This window comes from Kribbella sp. NPDC003557 (assembly GCF_040610805.1).
In the GTDB taxonomy this organism is placed as follows: Bacteria; Actinomycetota; Actinomycetes; order Propionibacteriales; family Kribbellaceae; genus Kribbella.
The window spans coordinates 124,438-142,821 of sequence record NZ_JBEXMY010000011.1; the positions used below are offsets into that span (position 1 = coordinate 124,438).

The 18,384-nt window shown below is 69.6% G+C and carries 20 protein-coding genes; 14 read left to right on the plus strand and 6 right to left on the minus strand.

Features of this window, described 5'->3' with window-relative positions:
* Positions 1–75: 75 nt before the first annotated feature.
* Both ABZW60_RS36675 and ABZW60_RS36680 read left to right on the plus strand, forming a co-directional pair.
* Positions 76–936 carry an alpha/beta hydrolase gene (locus ABZW60_RS36675; RefSeq protein WP_355484883.1) on the plus strand — a complete coding sequence of 287 codons (861 nt, stop codon included), beginning with the start codon at positions 76–78 and terminating at the stop codon, positions 934–936.
* A gap of 175 nt (positions 937–1,111) precedes the next feature.
* Positions 1,112–1,837, plus strand: a complete 726-nt coding sequence (locus ABZW60_RS36680; RefSeq protein WP_355484884.1) for a hypothetical protein — start codon at positions 1,112–1,114, stop codon at positions 1,835–1,837.
* 260 nt (positions 1,838–2,097) lie between these two features.
* Here ABZW60_RS36680 and ABZW60_RS36685 read toward each other — a convergent pair whose 3' ends face one another.
* The 3 genes from ABZW60_RS36685 to ABZW60_RS36695 are packed head-to-tail and all read right to left on the minus strand — an operon-like array spanning position 2,098 to position 5,291.
* Positions 2,098–3,501, minus strand: a complete 1,404-nt coding sequence (locus ABZW60_RS36685; RefSeq protein WP_355484886.1) for an ABC transporter substrate-binding protein — start codon at positions 3,499–3,501, stop codon at positions 2,098–2,100.
* Positions 3,502–3,516: 15 nt separating this feature from the next.
* The gene (locus tag ABZW60_RS36690) at positions 3,517–4,359 is read right to left on the minus strand and encodes a carbohydrate ABC transporter permease (protein WP_355484888.1); all 843 of its coding nucleotides are present in this window, start codon (positions 4,357–4,359) and stop codon (positions 3,517–3,519) included.
* Positions 4,356–5,291, minus strand: a complete 936-nt coding sequence (locus tag ABZW60_RS36695) for a sugar ABC transporter permease (RefSeq protein WP_355484890.1) — start codon at positions 5,289–5,291, stop codon at positions 4,356–4,358. The genes ABZW60_RS36690 and ABZW60_RS36695 overlap by 4 nt, the downstream gene beginning before the upstream one ends.
* 97 nt (positions 5,292–5,388) lie before the next feature.
* Here ABZW60_RS36695 and purD point away from each other — a divergent pair, with 97 nt between their 5' ends.
* The gene (gene purD, locus ABZW60_RS36700; protein ID WP_355484892.1) at positions 5,389–6,666 is read left to right on the plus strand and encodes a phosphoribosylamine--glycine ligase; all 1,278 of its coding nucleotides are present in this window, start codon (positions 5,389–5,391) and stop codon (positions 6,664–6,666) included.
* A gap of 59 nt (positions 6,667–6,725) precedes the next feature.
* On the opposite strand, the gene ABZW60_RS36705 is transcribed toward purD, so the two are convergent.
* Positions 6,726–7,310 (minus strand): hypothetical protein, encoded by a 585-nt coding sequence (locus tag ABZW60_RS36705; RefSeq protein WP_355484894.1) that lies wholly within the window; start codon positions 7,308–7,310, stop codon positions 6,726–6,728.
* 277 nt (positions 7,311–7,587) lie between these two features.
* Here ABZW60_RS36705 and ABZW60_RS36710 point away from each other — a divergent pair, with 277 nt between their 5' ends.
* The 9 genes from ABZW60_RS36710 (at position 7,588) to ABZW60_RS36750 (ending at position 15,262) form a co-directional block, all read left to right on the plus strand.
* Positions 7,588–8,076 (plus strand): SigE family RNA polymerase sigma factor, encoded by a 489-nt coding sequence (locus ABZW60_RS36710; protein ID WP_355484896.1) that lies wholly within the window; start codon positions 7,588–7,590, stop codon positions 8,074–8,076.
* Positions 8,069–8,680 carry a hypothetical protein gene (locus tag ABZW60_RS36715; protein WP_355484898.1) on the plus strand — a complete coding sequence of 204 codons (612 nt, stop codon included), beginning with the start codon at positions 8,069–8,071 and terminating at the stop codon, positions 8,678–8,680. The genes ABZW60_RS36710 and ABZW60_RS36715 overlap by 8 nt, the downstream gene beginning before the upstream one ends.
* A 15-nt stretch (positions 8,681–8,695) precedes the next feature.
* The gene (gene purB, locus ABZW60_RS36720) at positions 8,696–10,132 is read left to right on the plus strand and encodes an adenylosuccinate lyase (RefSeq protein WP_355484900.1); all 1,437 of its coding nucleotides are present in this window, start codon (positions 8,696–8,698) and stop codon (positions 10,130–10,132) included.
* 3 nt (positions 10,133–10,135) lie between these two features.
* Entirely contained in the window at positions 10,136–10,492 is a 357-nt protein-coding gene (locus ABZW60_RS36725) for a hypothetical protein (protein WP_355484901.1), read from the plus strand.
* 1 nt (position 10,493) lies between these two features.
* Complete coding sequence (locus ABZW60_RS36730) at positions 10,494–10,886, plus strand: hypothetical protein (protein ID WP_355484903.1); 393 nt, start codon at positions 10,494–10,496, stop codon at positions 10,884–10,886.
* Between the two features lie 63 nt (positions 10,887–10,949).
* Complete coding sequence (locus ABZW60_RS36735) at positions 10,950–12,167, plus strand: bifunctional glycosyltransferase family 2/GtrA family protein (RefSeq protein WP_355484905.1); 1,218 nt, start codon at positions 10,950–10,952, stop codon at positions 12,165–12,167.
* Position 12,168: 1 nt separating this feature from the next.
* Positions 12,169–14,196 (plus strand): glycosyltransferase family 39 protein, encoded by a 2,028-nt coding sequence (locus ABZW60_RS36740; RefSeq protein ID WP_355484907.1) that lies wholly within the window; start codon positions 12,169–12,171, stop codon positions 14,194–14,196.
* Positions 14,197–14,200: 4 nt separating this feature from the next.
* Positions 14,201–14,701 (plus strand): hypothetical protein, encoded by a 501-nt coding sequence (locus ABZW60_RS36745; protein ID WP_355484909.1) that lies wholly within the window; start codon positions 14,201–14,203, stop codon positions 14,699–14,701.
* Between the two features lie 138 nt (positions 14,702–14,839).
* Complete coding sequence (locus ABZW60_RS36750; protein WP_355484911.1) at positions 14,840–15,262, plus strand: hypothetical protein; 423 nt, start codon at positions 14,840–14,842, stop codon at positions 15,260–15,262.
* Here the strand turns inward: ABZW60_RS36750 and ABZW60_RS36755 are convergent.
* Complete coding sequence (locus tag ABZW60_RS36755; protein WP_355484913.1) at positions 15,246–15,824, minus strand: TetR family transcriptional regulator C-terminal domain-containing protein; 579 nt, start codon at positions 15,822–15,824, stop codon at positions 15,246–15,248. The genes ABZW60_RS36750 and ABZW60_RS36755 overlap by 17 nt on opposite strands.
* Before the next feature lie 53 nt (positions 15,825–15,877).
* Here ABZW60_RS36755 and ABZW60_RS36760 point away from each other — a divergent pair, with 53 nt between their 5' ends.
* Complete coding sequence (locus ABZW60_RS36760; RefSeq protein WP_355484915.1) at positions 15,878–16,939, plus strand: FAD-dependent monooxygenase; 1,062 nt, start codon at positions 15,878–15,880, stop codon at positions 16,937–16,939.
* Between the two features lie 21 nt (positions 16,940–16,960).
* Positions 16,961–17,836 carry a phosphoribosylaminoimidazolesuccinocarboxamide synthase gene (locus tag ABZW60_RS36765; protein ID WP_355484917.1) on the plus strand — a complete coding sequence of 292 codons (876 nt, stop codon included), beginning with the start codon at positions 16,961–16,963 and terminating at the stop codon, positions 17,834–17,836.
* Here the strand turns inward: ABZW60_RS36765 and ABZW60_RS36770 are convergent.
* Positions 17,833–18,321, minus strand: coding sequence for a hypothetical protein (locus tag ABZW60_RS36770; protein WP_355484919.1), 489 nt, complete (start codon positions 18,319–18,321; stop codon positions 17,833–17,835). The genes ABZW60_RS36765 and ABZW60_RS36770 overlap by 4 nt on opposite strands.
* Positions 18,322–18,384: the final 63 nt, after the last annotated feature.

An 18,384-nucleotide genomic window follows, 5' to 3' on the forward strand; every position in this document is an offset into this window, starting at 1 on the left:
AGCTAAGCAGACTCCTTTAGGCTCGCGGTCAGGAGGCCGACCAATGGGGGTGGGCCGGACCTTTGGGGAGATGTGATGACGGAGCCTGTGACCCGGACGCTCGAGGTGCCGGGCGCGACGCTGACGTACGACGTTCGCGGCGACCTGGCGCGGCGGCCGGTGCTGTTGACCATCGGGTCGCCGATGGGGGCGAGCGGGTTCCCGACGCTGGCCTCGCATTTCGAGGACCGGGCCGTGGTGACGTACGACCCGCGCGGAGTCGAGCGAAGCGTCCGTGAGGGCGAGCTGACCGAGCTCTCACCGGAGGACCACGCTTCCGACCTCGCCGCGTTGATCGACCACCTGGACGTCGGCCCGGTCGACATCTTTGCCAGCAGCGGCGGCGCGGTGAACGCGCTGGCGCTCGCGGCCCGTCGTCCCGATCTGATCAACACCCTGGTCGCCCACGAGCCGCCGCTCGCCGCGATCCTCCCGGACAGCACGGCCGCGCTCGCGGCTGTCACGGACATGTACGAGACCTATCAGCGCGACGGACTCGGGCCCGGGATGGCGAAGTTCATCACGCTGGTCATGTACGACGGCGCGATCCCCGCCGATTACACGCAGCAGCCCGCGCCGGATCCCGCGATGTTCGGCCTGCCGGTTGCGGACGACGGGTCGCGTTCGGACGCGCTGCTCGGGCAGAACCTGCGCGGTTGTACGTCGTACCAGCCCGACTTCGACGCCCTGGACAAGGTCCGGGACCGCATCGTGGTCGGGGTCGGCGAGGAGTCGCACAACGCCCTCGCGGGCCGTGGCGGAAAGGCCGCCGCCGAGCGGCTCGGTCTGACGCCCGTCGTGTTCCCGAGCAACCACGGCGGCTTCCTCGGCAACGAATACGGCCAGCCCGGCAAGCCCGCGGAGTTCGCCGCCAAGCTCCGCGAGGTGCTCGGCTAGATCCCTGAGGCGGGGCGGCGTCGTCCGCCCGCACCAGCCATTTCAGGGGTTCACCTCCGCCATTGCCCCTTCACCTGCGTTGTGCGACGGGAGAAGGGGCAATCTGCGAGGTGAACCCTGCAATGGAACCGGCGCGGCGGGGGACTTGGACGGGGTTGGGTTAGAGTCACGGTCTGTGATCAGAACGCTTGGCCTGGTGATGGGTCTCTCGGCGCTGCTGACGACGGTTGGCGCGGCGGCCGATCGGCGGACCTCGGATGCGGCGACCGAGACGTACGCGGAGTATTCGCTGATGTTCGAGAAGTCCGCCGGCCAGTACTTCGCCGGCGGCACCGCGGCCGGTCAGTGGGCCTGGACCCCGCTGAGCGCGACCGAGTCCGACATCTCCTGGGGCGACCCTGCGGCGTGGCCGCCCGCTTCAGCCGAGCACTTCATCCACGACGGCGACTGGGTCCTCCTCGACGGCTACAACGACGGCGCGGGCCGGCCGCTCACCCAGATCCAACGCGTCACCTCCGAAAAACTCGGCGACGCCAACTGCAACAACGTGCAGCCCATCCCGTCCAACGGCGGCCGCCAGCACTACGTCCGCTGGACCATCCCCTCAACCGCCTACTGCCTCGACGCCACCGGCACCATCAAGCCCCCCAACGGCTCCACCACGGTCAACTTCCGCCACCTCCAGAAGTGGCTACCGCCCCATCCCTGCTCCAACCCGTACTACAAGAACCAGACCTGCATCACCCAGTACGAGCAATGGTGGGACGACAACCAACACGCCTTCTCCTTGCAACTCACCCGCACCGTCGAGCTCGCCAAGGGCCTGGGCATGGCCTTCACCAACCGCACCACAGTCCCCCTCCCCTGGAACGCCGACGGCCGCAACTACTGGCACTACTGAGGTCCCGGGGGCAGCCGGTCGCTTCCGGCGATGGGTCACGCCCCACCCGCGGCGGTCGCCGGCGAGCGGTAGCGAGCAGATTGTCGGCGGCAGCCGACCACCCCCGGCGCCAGCCGGAAACTGTGTTCCGGGCGCTAGCCCGGGGCTGGGTGGGAGCAGGGCGTAGCAAGGCGACGAAGGAGCCGCGCGTAGCACTGCGTGGGGCTGAACGAACAGCCGCCCGAAGAGGATGTCTTCGGGCGGCTGTGGTTACCGAGAAGCTACTTCTTGACTGTCTTGTTGTACTGGTCGATCTGGGGCTTGATGGAGTCGGCGGCGGCCTTCATGGCGGTGGTTGGGTCGGTGCCCAGGACGGCTTTCTCCAGGCCGTCTTCGGCGGCTTTGCGGGCCTGGGGCATGACGCCGAGGATGCAGCCGGAGGAGGCGTTGGTGGGCTTGGTGTTGTGGAGTTGGGTGATCGCGGTGGTGAACTGCGGGTACTGCGCCACCCACGCCTTGTCCGAAGGCTCGTCCAGGGCCTTCTTGTTGATCGGGAAGTAGCCGGTGCCGGTGTGCCAGGCCGCCTGCTGCGCGGGGGACGACGCGAACTTCACGAACTCCCACGAGGCGCGCTTCTCGGCGTCCGAGTGGCCGGGGCCGTCGATCCACAGCGACGCGCCGCCGATGATCGGCCCGCCGGTGTCGGACGCCGTCAGGTGCGGGAACGGCGCGGTCATCACGGTGAACTTGCCCTTCGCCGCGTCCAAATAGCCGCGCAGCGATCCGGTCGACTCCAGGTGCATCGCCGACGTGCCGGACTTGAAGACGGCCTGCGCGTCGTCGGTCTTCTTGCCGGTGTTCGGCATCAGGCCCTGCTTGACCATCTCCTGGTACCAGGTCGCGACCTTCACGCCCTGCTCGTCGGCGAAGTTGACCTTCGTCGCGAGGTCCTTGCGGCCGTTGTCGTTGTCGCAGTACGTCGTCCCGGACTGCGCGATCAGCTGCTCCATGAACCATCCGTAGATGGCCGCGTTGAAGCCGTACTGGACGGTCTTCCCGCCCTGCTTGATGGTCAGCTTCTTCGCCGCCGCCATGATCTCGTCGAGGTTCGACGGCGGCTTGTCCGGGTCCAGGCCGGCCTTCACGAAGGCTTCCTTGTTGATGTACAGCAACGGCATCGAGGTGTTGAACGGCATCGAGTTCAACTTGCCGTCGATCGAGTAGTAGTTCGCGATGTTCGGCTCGATCGAGTCCAGCGTGTAGCCGTCCTTGTCGGCGAACTTCTGCACCGGCACGGTCTGCTTGGAGTCGATCATGAACCGCGACCCGATGTCGTAGATCTGCACGACCGACGGCGTGTTGCCCTGCTGCACCGACGTCTTGTACTTCGTGATCGTCTCGTCGTAGTCACCCTGGTAGACGGCGGTGACCTCGATCTTCCCGCTGTTCGCGGCGTTGAACGCCTTCACCAGCTTGTCGACGGCGGCGCCGTTGGCGCCCTTCATGCCGTGCCAGAAGGTGACCTTCGTGACCCCGCTCGCCTTGTCGAGCGCGCTCGCGTCCGGAGCGTCCAGCGCCCCGCTGCCGGAGTCGTCATCGGAGGAGTTGCCACCGCAACCGGCGGCGACCAGAGCCAGCACCGCCAGCAGGGACGCGGCACCCGCCGTACGTCGGACGGATCTCATCAGCACCAACCTTTCTCAGCGAATCGCACCCGCGGTCAGCCCGCGGACGATGAAGCGCTGGCCGAAGACCACGATGGCCAGCGTGGGCAGGATGGACAGCGTGACGCCGGCCAGGATGAGTCCCGGGTCGGCGGCCTCCGCGTCGTTGAGCTGGCTGATGCCGATCTGCAAGGTACGGCGGGACGCCGAGTCGCCGATCAGCAACGGCCAGAAGAACTGGTTCCACGCGGCCAGGAACACGTACAGCCCGACCGCCATCAGCGCCGGCTTGTTCAGCGGCAGCAGGATCCGGCGGAGGAACCGCCAGTGCCCGCAGCCGTCGATGGTGGCCGCGTCGCGCAGCTCGGACGGGAACTGCAGGAACGACTGCCGCAGCAGGAACACCCCGAACGCGTTCGCCAGGAACGGCAGCACCAGCGCGATCATCGTCCCGGCGTACGACGCGGTCAGCCGCTCGCCGCCGATCGACCAGCCGGTGATGGTCAGGTAGTTCGGCAGCACGATCGACTCCCACGGAACCATCAGCGTGGCCAGGAAGAGCCCGAACAGCAGTGTGCGGCCCCACATCTTCATGAAGACGAACGCGTACGCCGCGAGCACGCTGGTGATCAGCTGGGACAGCGTGATGATCGACGTCTGCAGGATCGAGTTCACGTACTGCTGCCCGATCGGCGTGCCCGACGACGTCGCGCCCCGGTAGTTGCCGGTGAAGATCCCGTGCGGGAACAGGTCCGGCGGGTACGACGAGATCTGCCCGGGCGCCATCACCGACCCGGCGATCACGTAGTACACGGGGAAGATCACCAGCAGCGCGGCCCCGATCAGGACCACGTAGGTGACGACACGACCCACCCTCACTTGTAGTGCACCCGCCTCTCCAGGACGCCGAACTGGATCGCCGTGCAGGCGAGCAGGATCACCAGCAGCACGATCGCCTGTGCGGACGCGGCGCCGAAGTCGCTGGCGTTGTTCGCGAACGCGGTGTGGTAGATCGAGTAGACGAGCGTCTTCGTCGACTGTTCCGGGCCGCCCTCGGGGGTCAGGATCTTGATCTGCCCGAAGCCCTGCAGGGACTGGATCGTGGAGATCACGACCAGGAAGAACAGTTGCGGGCCGAGCAGCGGGATCGTGATGTACCGGGACGCGCGGAACCCGCCGGCGCCGTCGAGGGTGGCGGCCTCGTTGATCTCGGTGGGGATCGCGCCGATGCCCGCGGACAGGACCAGCACGTTGTACCCGACGCTCATCCACACCGTCGTGATCGAGACGCTGATCAGCGCCCACGACGGGTCGGTCAGCCACCCGATCCGGTCGATGCCGAAGCGGCCGAGCAGACCGTTGGCGAGGCCGATCGCCGGGTTGTAGACGGTGGCGAAGATGACCGAGGCGCTGGCGACCGAGAACGCGAACGGCAGCGCGAACGCGGTCCGGAAGATCCGGATGCCCTTGATGTGCTGCTCGAGCAGCAGTACGACGACGAGCGCGCCGAGGACACCGGGGATGACGGTCAGCAGCACGAACGCGAACGTCACCCAGAGAATGTGCCGGAACTCGGCGGACCCGAGCATGTCCTTGTAGTGCTGCAACCCGACGTACGCGTCCGGCCGGCCGAACAGGTCGGAGCCGTGCAGCGACAGCGACACGGACTTGCCGAGCGGCCAGACGATGAACAGCCCGAACACCACCAGGCAGGGCACGAGCATCAGCCAGGACAGCAGGGACGCCCGGGCGACTCGTCCTGGTGCGGACGGACCTGGCGGAGCCGGGGTCGGGCGGCGGCGAGCACCCACCGTTGAGCTTGTTGTAGTCAATCGTTTACCTCCAGTAAGAGCGCAGTCTTACACCACCAAGGGCCTTTCCGGCGCGGGCACGCTAGGCTGAGCGCCCGTGAAGGTCTTGGTGATCGGCTCGGGTGGTCGCGAGCATGCTCTGGCCTGGGCGCTGTCCCAGGACTCGGAGGTCGAGCAGGTGGTGGCGGCCCCGGGAAACCCTGGCATTGCCGCGTTGCGTCCGGCGTACGAAGGGCAAACGATCGTTTGCCGTCCGGTGGACATCTCCGACCACGACGCGGTCGTCGCGCTGGCCCGGGAGCTGGACGTCGACCTCGCGGTCGTCGGTCCGGAGGCTCCGCTGGTGGCCGGTCTGGCCGACCCGCTGCGGGAGGCCGGGATCGCGGTCTTCGGCCCGTCCCGGGAGGCCGCGCAGCTGGAAGGCTCGAAGGCGTTCGCCAAGGACGTGATGGCCGCCGCGGGCGTGCCGACCGGCCGGGCGTACGTGTGCACGACAGCCGAGGAGGCGGCGACGGCGATCGACGCATTCGGCCCGCCGTACGTCGTGAAGGACGACGGGCTGGCCGCGGGCAAGGGCGTGGTGGTCACATCGGACCGTGAGGCGGCGCTCGCGCACGCGGCCGAATGCGACCAGGTGCTGATCGAGGAGTTCCTGGACGGCCCGGAGGTGTCGCTGTTCGCGATCACCGACGGCACGACCGTGCTGCCGATGCAGCCGGCGCAGGACTTCAAGCGCCTCGGTGACAACGACGAGGGCCCGAACACCGGCGGCATGGGCGCGTACACCCCGTTGCCGTGGGCGCCGGACGACCTGGTCGCCGACATCACCGAGAAGGTGCTGCAGCCGACCGTCGACGAGCTCCGCCACCGGGGTACGCCGTTCAGCGGCCTCGTGTACGCCGGCCTCGCGCTGACGTCACGCGGCGTCCGGGTGATCGAGTTCAACTGCCGCTTCGGGGACCCGGAGACGCAGGCGCTGCTGCCGATGCTGAAGACCCCGCTCGGCGGCCTGCTGTACGCCGCGGCGACCGGGAAGCTCGCCGATCACGGCGACCTGAGCTGGCGGAACGCGTCGTCGGTCGCGGTGGTGGTCGCCGCGAAGAAGTACCCGGCGAGCCCGCGCAGCGGCGACGTGATCACCGGGATCGAGCAGGCGGAGAGCGACACCGTCCGCGTCTTCCACGCGGGTACGGCGCTCGAGGACGACGAGCTGGTGACGGCCGGCGGGCGCGTGCTCGCGGTGAGCGCCGTCGGCAAGGATCTCGCCGAGGCCCGGCAGCGCGCGTACGCGGCCGTCGGCCAGATCCGCATCAAGGGCTCCCAGCACCGCACCGACATCGCGCTCAAGGCCGAGCGCGGCGACATCACCGTCTGAGCTCCGGACGCGACAGAGCCGCCGGCCCAGGCGCGGTCGGCGGCTCTGTCTGTCCTGGGTCAGGCGGTGTGCGGAGTAGGCCCGGTCAGCTTGGGCATGACCTCCGCACCGGCGGGCACGGTGCGCAGGTGCGCGTACCCGAGGATCGACAGGATCAGCAGCACCCCGGCGGCCGCGAAGGCGGCGATCCCGGCGATGAGAGCGATCTGGCCCATCTTCCAGAACGCGTAGGCGTTCAGCAGCAGGCCGCGCAGGGTCTCGCCGCGGAAGGCGGTCTGCACCTGGCCCGCGAGCTTGGTGTCGTCGGGGTTCGCCCGCGACGCCTCGGACAGCTGCGCGTAGGTCTTGCCGCCGGCCATCTCGTCGATGTGCACCTTGATGTAGTGGTTCGCGTAGGCCTCGGCCTGCGCGCCGTTCACCAGCTGCTGGCCGGCGTACTTGGACAGGTACGGCTTGACCGCCGGGTCCTCGAGCGACTCGCTGCCGGCCTTCGGGAAGTAGATCTGCTGGGCGGCCAGCTGGTCGTGGACCTGGTTGTCGACGAAGGCGTGGGCCCACAGCAACAGACCGCCGGCGGCGACCAGGACGATCGCGAGGACGAGTCCGGCGGAGGTGAGCAGCGCGTCGAATGTCTTGCGGCGCATGGCGGATTCCTTTCGGGCCGCGGTCTTCGGGCCGCGGAGTGTGGTTGTTCTTCACTCCGAGTGTTCGCCCGAACCCACCCTCACGCACAGGCACCGAACGGCCCTGATCGCCGGGCCCATGGACCCCAACCCGCCGGGCCCTGTCGCTACCCGCTCAGCGCCGGCGAGGAGGCCAAGCGGCCTCGTATGTGGTCAACTTGGTCATGTACTCAGAGTGACTTTGGACAGGGTCACCGATTCAGGGAACCGGATCGCCGGGTCGGGGGTGTAGGTGGGTATGGAGACGGAGGGGCTGCGAGACTTCTACAGCGCCCACCAGCCGCGGCTGGTGGGTGTCATCTCGCTGCTGACCGGGTCACGTGCCGAGGCCGAGGACATCGTCCAGGAGGCGTTCGTCCGGCTCGTGCCCCGCTGGGAGAAGGTGTCGCGGTACGAGGCTCCGGAGGCCTGGGTGCGACTGGTCGCGATGCGGCTGGCCGCCAACCGGCACCGGGACGGCAACCGGTTCACGCAGCTGTTCCACCGGCTGCCGGCCGAGCACGTCCCGGACCCCGCCGACCGGTATTCGGGTGATCTCGAGCAGGCTCTCGCCGGCCTGCCGATGCCGACCCGGCAGGTCGTCGTCCTCCATTACGTCTGTGACCTGAGCGTGGCTCAGGTGGCCGACGCCCTCGGGATCGCGGAAGGCACGGTGAAGTCGCGCCTGTCCCGCGCCCGGGACGCCCTGTCCGAATCATTGCTGTTGAGGAGTGACGACCATGCCTGAGCTGCAGGAGGACCTGCAGGCGCTGGCCGACCGCCGCGCTGCCGAATCCACCGGAGACTTCGACTCCGTCCTGACCACGGCCCGGACGCGCAAGCGCCGCCGGACCGCCGGCCTGACCGTGATCGGCGCGGCGGCGGTGGTGGGCGCCGTCGCGATCGTCCCCACCCTCCGTCCGGCGGCGAACAACGTGCCGGTCGCCGAGAGCCCGGTGCCCACGAACGCCGTCGTCCCGCCGTCGGTCGAGGCGATCCCGTCCACGCAGCCGCTGCCGAAGGCGGGCGCGCTCGGGCTGAAGTCCGCGGTCGCGGTGGCCGGCGGCCAGTTCGTCGCCACCTTCCCGGACAAGCAGGTCCGCGCCGCGACGTTCTCGCTGTCGTCGGCCTCCAAGCCGGACGTCGCGCTGTACACGCTGGTCGCGAAGATCCCCGGCGACGCCACCACGCCGTACGCGATCCGGATGGGCGGCGAGGTCGGCATCAGCATCCCGTCCTACAGCGGCTCCGGCCCGTACACGCTGGCCATGCCGAAGGGCCTGCCCGCGGGGTCGTACCGGGTGTGCACCCTGTCCGGTGCGCTGCTCTGTGGTCTGGTGACGGTCAACTAGCAGCAATCTGGGAGAATGGGGTTCGTGACCAAACCCCGGATCCCGAACGTTCTCGCCGCGCGCTACGCCAGTCTGTCGATGGCGGAGCTGTGGTCGCCGGAGCACAAGATCGTGCTCGAGCGGAAGCTCTGGGTCGCCGTCCTGAAGGCCCAGAGCCGGCTCGGGGTGACGGTGCCGGACGGGGTCGTCGAGGACTACGAGCGGGTGATCGACCAGGTCGACCTGGCGTCGATCGCGGACCGCGAGCGGGTCACGCGGCACGACGTGAAGGCGCGGATCGAGGAGTTCAGCGCGCTCGCCGGGCACGAACACATCCACAAGGGGATGACGAGTCGTGACCTGACCGAGAACGTGGAGCAGCTCCAGATCCGCGCCGGCCTGGAGCTCGTCCGGGACCGCGCGGTGGCGACCGCCGTCCGGCTCGGCCAGCTCGCCGCCGACCACGCGGCGCTGGTGCTGACCGGGCGCTCGCACAACGTGGCCGCGCAGGCGACGACGCTGGGCAAGCGGTTCGCCTCTGCCGCCGACGAGCTGCTGGTCGCGATCGCCCGCCTCGAGGAACTGATCGAGCGGTATCCGCTGCGCGGCGTCAAGGGCCCGGTGGGTACGTCGCAGGACATGCTGGACCTGTTCGGCGGTGACCCGGCCAAGCTGGAGCAGCTGGAGCAGGACATCGCCCAGCACCTCGGGTTCAGCCACACACTGACGAGCGTCGGCCAGGTGTACCCGCGGTCGCTCGACTACGAGGTCGTGTCCGCGCTGGTGCAGCTGGCCGCGGGGCCGTCGAGTCTGGCGACCACGATCCGGCTGATGGCCGGGCACGAGCTGGTCACCGAAGGCTTCAAGGAGGGCCAGGTCGGCTCCTCGGCGATGCCGCACAAGATGAACACCCGGTCCTGCGAGCGGGTGAACGGTCTCGCCGTCATCCTGCGCGGGTACGCGTCGATGGCCGGTGAGCTGGCCGGCAACCAGTGGAACGAGGGCGACGTCTTCTGCTCCGTCGTCCGGCGGGTCGCGCTGCCGGACGCGTTCTTCGCGCTGGACGGGCTGTTCGAGACGTTCCTGACCGTGCTGGACGAGTTCGGGGTGTACCCGGCCGTCATCAGCCGCGAGCTCGAGCGGTACCTGCCGTTCCTGACCACGACCAAGGTGCTGATGGCCGCGGTGAAGAACGGCGTCGGCCGGGAGACCGCCCACGAGGTGATCAAGGAGCACGCGGTCGCCACCGCCCTCGACCTGCGCAAGGGCCTGGCCGCGAACGACCTGTTCCACCGCCTCGGCGCCGACGGCCGTCTCGGCCTGACCGAGGAGCAGATCGTCGGCATCGTCGGCGAGCCGCTGTCGTTCACCGGCGCGGCCGTCGCGCAGGTCGGCGCGGTCGTCGCCAGGATCGACGAACTCGCCAAGCGCTACCCGGAGGCAGCCGCCTACACGCCGGGTGACATCCTCTAACCCGTGTTCGCACCGCTCACCTGGGTTCTCGTCGGGTTGTCGCTGGCCGCTGCGGTGTACGCCGTCGTCCTGGCCGCGCGGAACAAGCGGATCGACTGGCCCGTGCTGGGTGTGCTCGGTGTGGTCGAGGTCCTGCTGGTCGCGCAGCTGGTCGTGGGGATCGTGCAGCTGAGCGGCACCGACCGGGACGTGTCGGGGCCGTTCTTCGTCGGGTACCTGATCGGGTCGCTGCTCATCCTGCCGATCGGCGCGTTCTGGGCGCTGGCCGAGAGCAGCCGGTGGGGCGCGGGTGCGCTGGCGATCGCCTGTCTGGTGATCCCGATCCTCGAGCTGCGGCTGCACGACCTGTGGGCGGTCTGAGATGACGGATCCGGCGGCCACCAAGCACGGGCCGGGCAGGATCCTGATCGCGGTGTACGGCGTGTTCGCGCTGGCCGCGACGGCGCGCGCCGGCGTCCAGATCGCGACCAAGTTCGACGAGGCGCCGATCGCGTACCTGCTGTCGGCCGTTGCCGCGGTCATCTATTGCGCCGCGACGTTCGCGCTGGCCAGAGCCACGGCGGTGTCCCGCAAGGTCGCCACGGCCGCGATCGCGATCGAGCTGGCCGGGGTGCTCGCGATCGGCGCGTTCAGCTACGCCGTACCGGACGACTTCCCGGACGCGACCGTCTGGTCCCACTTCGGCCAGGGCTACGGCTTCGTCCCGCTGCTGCTCCCCGTACTCGGACTGCTCTGGTTGCGTCGCACCCGGTAACTCCCAGGAAACTGCCAGCCACCCACAGGGGCTGACTCAGCTTGGCCGGACAGCATCGGTGGCATGCAGATTCCAGGTCATCCTCGGGTCGAGATCGTCGTACCCGTCAAGAACGAGGAGAACGACCTCGGACCGAACATCAGACGGTTGCGGGAGTTCCTCGACACCGCTTTCCCGTTTCCGGCCGAGGTCTGCATCGCGGACAACGGAAGTACGGACGCGACCTATGAGATCGGCGCGTTGCTCGCCGCCGAACTGCCCGGGGTCCGGGTGGTCCGGCTCGAGCAGTCCGGGCGCGGCCGCGCGCTGAAACAGGTCTGGTCCGCGAGCGGCGCCGAGGTGCTCGCGTACATGGACGTCGACCTGTCCACCAACCTCAACGCCCTGCTGCCGCTGGTCGCGCCGCTGCTCGCCGGACACAGTGACGTTGCCATCGGCACCCGGTTGGCGAAGAGCTCCCGGGTGGTCCGGCGGCCGAAGCGGGAGTTCATCTCGCGCTCGTACAACCTGTTGCTACGGGCAACGTTGAGCGCACACTTTTCGGACGCGCAGTGCGGGTTCAAGGCGATCCGGGCCGACGTGGCGCAGGAGCTGCTGCCGCTGGTGGAGGACACCAGCTGGTTCTTCGACACCGAGCTGCTCGTCCTGGCCGAGAAGGCCGGCCTGCGGATCCACGAAGTGCCGGTGGACTGGGTGGACGACCTGGACTCCCGGGTCGCGATCGCGAAGACGGTCGGCGAGGATCTGCGGGGGATCGCCAGACTGATGCGCGGCCGCGTCGACCTGGAGCCGATCCGGCAGAAGTACGGACGGCCCCGGATCCTCGATCCGCGGACGGCGATGGCCGCGCGGGTGCTGCGGTTCTGCGCGGTGGGTGTGGTCAGCACGGCGGCGTACGCGCTGCTCTACCTCGTGCTGCGCCAGGGGATGCCGGCCCAGGTCGCGAACCTGCTGGCGCTGCTGATCACCGCGGTCGGCAACACCACGCTGAACCGGCGGATCACGTTCGGGGTCCGCGGGGTGGAAGGCCGCTGGCGGCACCAGCTGCGCGGCCTGGTCACCTTCGGGATCGGCTGGAGCCTGACCGCGGCGTCGCTCTGGCTGCTGCACACCGCGGTCTCGGCGCCGCACCAGGCGGTGGAGATCACCGTCCTGACGATCGCGAACCTGGCCGCCACCGTGGTCCGGTTCAGCCTCTTCCAGACGTGGGTGTTCGACGACGACGCGCCTACCTTGCACACCTTCGAACCGCCGGTTCTCGAGAACACCCGGAGCAACTGACATGACCACGCTGTCCGATCCTGTCGAGGCGACCAGACCTCGCACGATCAGCACGCAGTACACGCTGGGCAAGGACAAGGTGCTGTACGGCGGCCTGCTCGCGCTGACCGCGATCGCGTACCTGTGGGGCCTGTCCCGCAACGGGTACGCCAACGAGTACTACGCCGCCGCCGTGCAGGCCGGGTCGACGAGCTGGAAGGCCTGGTTCTTCGGGTCGTTCGACGCGTCGAGCTTCATCACCGTCGACAAGACGCCCGCCTCGCTGTGGGTGATGGGCCTCTCGGGGCGGATCTTCGGGTTCAGCACCTGGAGCATGCTGGTGCCCGAGGCGCTGATGGGCGTCGCCAGCGTCGGCTTCGTGTACGTCTCCGTGCGGCGCTGGTTCTCCGCGAACGCCGGGCTGCTGGCCGGAGCGATCCTCGCGCTGACACCGGTCGCCGTGCTGATGTTCCGCTTCAACAACCCGGACGCGCTGCTGATCCTGCTGCTGTGCGCCGGCGCGTGGGCCGTGACGCGGGCCATCGACTCGACCAAGCACGCGGCGCGGTGGATGATGCTGGCCGGCGCGCTGGTCGGGTTCGGCTTCCTGACGAAGATGCTGCAGGCGTTCCTGATCCTGCCGGCGTTCGGGATCGCGTACCTGGTGGCCGGGAAGCCGGCGCTCGGGAAGCGGCTGGTGCACCTCGTGCTGGCGACGGTGTCGCTGATCGTCAGCGCCGGCTGGTGGGTCGCGATCGTCGAGCTGCTGCCCGCCTCGGCGCGGCCGTACATCGGCGGGTCCTCGACCAACAGCATTCTCGAGCTGACGCTCGGCTACAACGGGCTCGGCCGGCTGAACGGCAACGAGACAGGCTCGGTCGGCGGCGGTACAGGGAACGCCGGCTGGGGCGGCGCGGCCGGCGTCCAGCGGTTGTTCGGCGGTGAGTTCGCCTCCCAGATCGCCTGGCTGCTGCCGGCGGCGCTGATCGCGACCGTCGTCCTGGTCGTTGCCGCGGGCAAGGCGCCGCGAACCGACCGGAAGCGCGCGTTCGCGCTGCTGTGGGGCGGTTGGCTGGTCGTCACCGGGCTGGTGTTCAGCTACATGCAGGGCATCATCCACAGCTACTACATGATCGCGCTGGCGCCGGCGATCGGCGCGGTGGTCGGTGCGGCGATGGCGGTGCTGTGGCGGCGGCGTTCGGAGTGGTTGCCGCGGACAACGTTGGCCGGTGGAATCCTGCTCACGGCCGGGTGGAGCTTCGCACTGCTGAACCAGACGCCGTCGTGGCAGCCGTGGCTGCGCTGGGTGGTCCTGATCACCGGTGTGATCGCTGCCGGCTTGCTGATGCTGCTGCCGGAGCTGAAGCTGCACCGTACGGCGGCACGGCGGGCTGGGCTGTTCGCCGCCACGCTGCTCGCGGTGAGCGCGCTGGCCGGGCCGACGGCGTACTCGGTCGAGACGATCAGTGCGGCGCACGCCGGTGCGCTGCCCTCCGCCGGGCCGGCGGGCGCCGGCGGGATGGGCGGAATGGGCGGCGGACGTGGCGGGTTCGGTGGCCGGATGGGCACGCCGCCCGGGCAGAATGGCACCGGTACGACACAGCAGCCCGGCACGGGGACTGGAACCGGCACCGGTACGACGCAGCAGCAGGGTGGACCTGGCGGTGTCGGCGGGTTCCTCGGTGGTGGCGGGACCAGCGGGGTCTCGAGTGAGCTGGTGACGCTGCTACAGAACGGTGCGAAGGGGTACACCTGGGCCGCCGCGGCGGTGACCGCGAACGGGGCCGCGCCGCTGCAGATCGCGTCCGGCGAGCCGATCATGGCGATCGGCGGGTTCAACGGGACCGACCCGGCGCCGTCGCTCGAGGAATTCCAGGAATTGGTTGCCCAGGGCAAGATCCACTACTTCGTCGGGAGTGGCGGCGGCGGGATGATGGGCGGCCGCAACGGCACCTCCAGCGAGATCGCCACCTGGGTCAGCGAGAACTTCGAGTCCCAGACCGTCGGTAACACCACCGTCTACGACCTCTCCACCGGAACAGGAGCCTGAGAAAATGAGTCAGTCCACAGAAGCCCAGTTCCAGGCGGCGCAGGCCGCTCAGAACAACCTGGCCGCGCCGCCCCAGCAGCCTGGGGCTCAGCAGCCGCCCGCGCAGTACTCCCCGGCGCCGCCGCCCGAAGCGGTGAAGCCCGAAGGGACCAAGGGCGGACGGCCGAGCAACCTGATGCTGGCGGGCGCCGGTTCCATCCTGGCCGTGCTGGCCTTCCTCGGCGGTATGGCGGTCGGGCACTCGTGGGACGGCACGAGCAACCAGCAAGGTCAGTTCGGCGGTCCCGGCGGCGGTTTCCGCGGCGGCTTCCCACAGGGCAACGGCCAGGGAACGGGCCAGGGCAACGGGTTCGGCCAAGGCACACTCCCGGGCCAAGGTCAAGGCCAGGGCACCCAGCAAGGCCAGGGCACCCAGCAAGGCCAGGGAACTCAGCAGGGGCAGGGAACGCAGCAGGGGCAAGGCACCGGGACGCAGCAGGTCCCCGGTCAGACGCGCACCAGCTGATCCGCTCCCGAACCAGGCAGCCCGGCGGGCCCCGAGCGGACACTCGGCCCGCCGGGCGTCGTTGTCTGGACAACCGTCAAGCATGAGACGACACGCAGGATGGTTCGCCGGTGCATCGGGTGGGGTAAGGATCGGGACGTGGAATGGTCGAACGTCACCTGGTTCCTGACCGCGCTCGGGGCGGTCGTCGTACTGATCACGCGTGTCCGCCTCGGCGGGACTGTTGTCGACGGCACCGGTCACGGCGCGGGCCGGCACGGGTACTCGGCGGTCCTGCTGCGGCTGCACACGCTGGTCGGTGTGATCACGCTGCTCGGCTGGGTCGTTGCCCTGGTCACCGGTCGGCGGGAGATCGCGCTGGTGATCCTGACCGGCTGGTGGCTGCTCACCGTCGTCGGACTGTTGCTTCTCGCCCGCTGGTTGCCGAGCGGCGGAAAGCACTCCGAGGATGCGCAGAGTGATTCCTGGGGTTCCGGCGCCGGCCTGTCGGTCCTCGGCCACGTCGGCATGCTGCTCGGCGTCTGCTACTTCACCTTCATCACGGTCACGGACCGTCTCTGAGTCCGGCGATCAGCGCCGTGACAGAGCGTCGTACGGCGGCCTCGAACGCTTCTGGTGAGAGCGTGCCCCCGGCCCCGGCGACCCGGTCGTACAGCAGGCCGTCCATCATCGCGGCGACCGGCCACGCCGCGGCCTCCGGATCGGGGATGCCGAGTCCGGCCAGCAACTGTCCGAGCATCGTCCGCAACTGCTGCCCGCCCGCGTTGATCGCCGCGCGCAGCTCCGGCTGACGACTCGCTTCCAGCGACAACTCGTACCGGGCCACCAGGTCGTCCGGCCGGTTCCGCGCGAGTCCGAGTGTCATCGCCACCATCAGCTCGATCGCATCGGCGCCGGCCGGCGGCATCCCGGTCAGGTCGCGGGTGAGCATCCGGTTCACGCACGCGGTGAGCAGGGCGTTGCGCGTGCGCAGGTAGTACGACGTGGAGCCCGGTGGCAGGCCGGCCTCGGCGTCGACCGCGCGATGGGTGAGGCCGCGCAGCCCGCGGGTCGCGACCAGGTGGATCGCGGCGTCCGCGATCGCCTCCTGCCGGTCGGCCCCGAGCAACCGCTCCTTCGTCACGCCGCACAGTCTCGCACTTCCCAACCAAACTCTACAGGCGTAGAGTCTGGATCATGAGTACGGCGATCGTGGTCGGAGCGGGGATCGGTGGGGTCACGGCGGCCGTCGCGCTGCAACGGTGCGGCTGGCAGGTCACGGTGCTGGAGCGCGCCGCGGAGCTCGGCGAGGTGGGGGCCGGCATCTCGGTCTGGCCGCCGGCGGTCGCCGTGCTCGAGGAGCTCGGCGTGAAGGGTGTCGCGAAGGCATCGGTGCAGTCGAAGCCCGCGGGGATGCGCAGGCCGGACGGTCGCTGGGTCGTCACCGCGCCGGACCTCGGCGTCGAGCTCCCGGTGATGATCCACCGCGCGCAGCTGCACGACCTGATCACGGCCGAGTTCGGCCCGGCGGTGACGGTCCGGACCGGGTACGACGTTCGTAGCGTCACGCAGGACGCGGACGGGGTCACGGTCGACGACGACCTGCGCGCCGATCTGCTGGTCGCCGCGGACGGGATCCGGAGCGCGGTCCGGACCGCCCTGTACCCGCAGTACGCCGGACCGCGGTACTCCGGTTTCACGGCGTACCGCGGGATCGCGGACGTCGACCTCGACGACGGCGGCGGGGAGACGTGGGGCCGCGGGCAACTGTTCGGCTTCGCGCGGCTGATCGACGGGCGGTTCTACTGGTACGGGACCGCGAACCAGCCGGCCGGCGCGACGGGCGAGCCGGCGGTGTTCGGGAGCTGGCACGACCCGATCCCGCGGCTGATCGCGGGCAGCGAGAAGATCCTGCAGAACGACATCTACGACCTGACGCTGCCACTGGTGCCGTTCGCGCGGGGCCGGGTGGCGCTGCTCGGGGACGCCGCCCACGCGATGACGCCGAACCTGGGCCGCGGCGCGTGCTCGGCGATCGAGGACGCCGGTGCGCTCGGCCGCCACCTGATGCGGACCGACGATCCGGTGCGCGCGCTGACGGCGTACGACGCGGAGCGGCGGCCCGCGACGACCAAGCTGGTGAAGCGGTCGCGGAGCGTCGGCCGCCTGGCCCAGGCCGGGAACCCGGTCCTCTGCACGGTCCGCGACGGCCTGTTCGCGGTGGGCGGGAAACTGATGGCCCTGCGCGCCCGCAGGTAGGCGGATGGAACAATCGGCGCTGTGATCACACCCCCGCGGGCCCCTGAGATCCCCGGCGCCAAGCACCTGCACTCCGGCAAGGTCCGGGACCTGTACGAGTTGGAGTCCGGCGACCTGCTGATGGTCGCGAGCGACCGGATGAGCGCCTTCGACTGGATCCTGGAGTCGGTGATCCCCGACAAGGGGAAGGTGCTGACCGCGATGAGCCTGTGGTGGTTCGAGCAGCTGGACGTGCCGAACCACATCATCTCCACCGATGTCCCGGCCGAGGTCGCGGGCCGGGCCGTGGTCTGCGAGAAGCTCGCGATCTACCCGGTCGAGTGCGTGGCGCGCGGGTACCTGAGCGGCACCGGTCTGCTCGACTACAACGCGACCGGCGCGGTCTGCGGGATCCCGCTGCCGGCGGGCCTGGTCGAGGGTTCCCGACTCGACACCCCGATCTTCACGCCGGCCACCAAGGCCGAGCTCGGCGAGCACGACGAGAACGTGTCGTACGACGCCGTGGTCGCGACCGTCGGCGCCGACACCGCGGCCGTGCTGCGCGACACCACGCTCGAGATCTACACGACGGCGCGGGCGATGGCCGAGGAGCGCGGGATCATCCTCGCCGACACCAAGTTCGAGTTCGGCGCCCGCGCGGACGGGACGCTCGTGCTGGCCGACGAGGTGCTGACGCCGGACTCGAGCCGGTTCTGGCCGGCCGACCAGTGGGCCCCGGGCAAGCAGCAGCCGTCGTACGACAAGCAGATCGTGCGGGACTGGCTGCAGTTCGAGTCGGGCTGGGACCGCACGTCCGGTGAGGCGCCGCCGCCGCTGACCGACGAGGTCGTCGAGCGCACGCGCTCGTCGTACATCGCCGCCTACGAGCAGCTGACCGGCCGGCAGTTCGAGGGCTAGAAAAGGCTCACGCCGAGCGCGAGCAGGACGAAGCGGGCGCCGCGGCCGAGCAGCACCGCCACGGTGAAGACGGCGGTCCGCATCCGGGAGGCGCCGCCGATCAGCGCCACGCCGTAGAGCGGCGGGATGCCGACGAACGCGCTGAGCAGCGTGACCGGCATGCCCCAGCGGCTGTCGCTCATCGCGTCCAGGAGGCGCTTGCTGAGGTCGCGGTTGCGCTGGACGAAGCGGCCCCAGCGGGTGTCGAGGTCGACCGCCCTGGGTTCCTTGGTCTTGCGGGCCGCGTAGCCCGGCCGGTACCGGACGGCGAGGAACATCGCGACCTTGCCGATGGTCTGCCCGACCGCGACGCCGACCGCGGCGACCACCGGATTCAGGGTGTGGGTGACGCCGACGCCGAGCACGTACGCCTCGGCGTTCAGGAACGGTACGACGGCGGACCCGATTCCGAAGCCCACCGCGAGTACCAGTTGCCACAACCACATGACATCGAGGCTATGCGCGATCAAGGCCGTTGCCACGGAAGCCAGCACCACTTCCGGGAGGGA

Bases quoted from the DNA above. Each gene is read 5' to 3' on its own strand.
- ABZW60_RS36760 (WP_355484915.1), top strand. From the start codon at position 15,878: ATGAGTACGGCGATCGTGGTCGGAGCGGGGATCGGTGGGGTCACGGCG.
- ABZW60_RS36735 (WP_355484905.1), top strand. From the start codon at position 10,950: ATGCAGATTCCAGGTCATCCTCGGGTCGAGATCGTCGTACCCGTCAAG.
- ABZW60_RS36745 (WP_355484909.1), top strand. From the start codon at position 14,201: ATGAGTCAGTCCACAGAAGCCCAGTTCCAGGCGGCGCAGGCCGCTCAG.
- ABZW60_RS36710 (WP_355484896.1), top strand. From the start codon at position 7,588: ATGGAGACGGAGGGGCTGCGAGACTTCTACAGCGCCCACCAGCCGCGG.
- ABZW60_RS36685 (WP_355484886.1), bottom strand. From the start codon at position 3,501: ATGAGATCCGTCCGACGTACGGCGGGTGCCGCGTCCCTGCTGGCGGTG.
- ABZW60_RS36705 (WP_355484894.1), bottom strand. From the start codon at position 7,310: ATGCGCCGCAAGACATTCGACGCGCTGCTCACCTCCGCCGGACTCGTC.
- ABZW60_RS36730 (WP_355484903.1), top strand. From the start codon at position 10,494: ATGACGGATCCGGCGGCCACCAAGCACGGGCCGGGCAGGATCCTGATC.
- purB (WP_355484900.1), top strand. From the start codon at position 8,696: ATGGGGTTCGTGACCAAACCCCGGATCCCGAACGTTCTCGCCGCGCGC.
- ABZW60_RS36770 (WP_355484919.1), bottom strand. From the start codon at position 18,321: ATGTGGTTGTGGCAACTGGTACTCGCGGTGGGCTTCGGAATCGGGTCC.
- ABZW60_RS36740 (WP_355484907.1), top strand. From the start codon at position 12,169: ATGACCACGCTGTCCGATCCTGTCGAGGCGACCAGACCTCGCACGATC.
- ABZW60_RS36675 (WP_355484883.1), top strand. From the start codon at position 76: ATGACGGAGCCTGTGACCCGGACGCTCGAGGTGCCGGGCGCGACGCTG.
- ABZW60_RS36715 (WP_355484898.1), top strand. From the start codon at position 8,069: ATGCCTGAGCTGCAGGAGGACCTGCAGGCGCTGGCCGACCGCCGCGCT.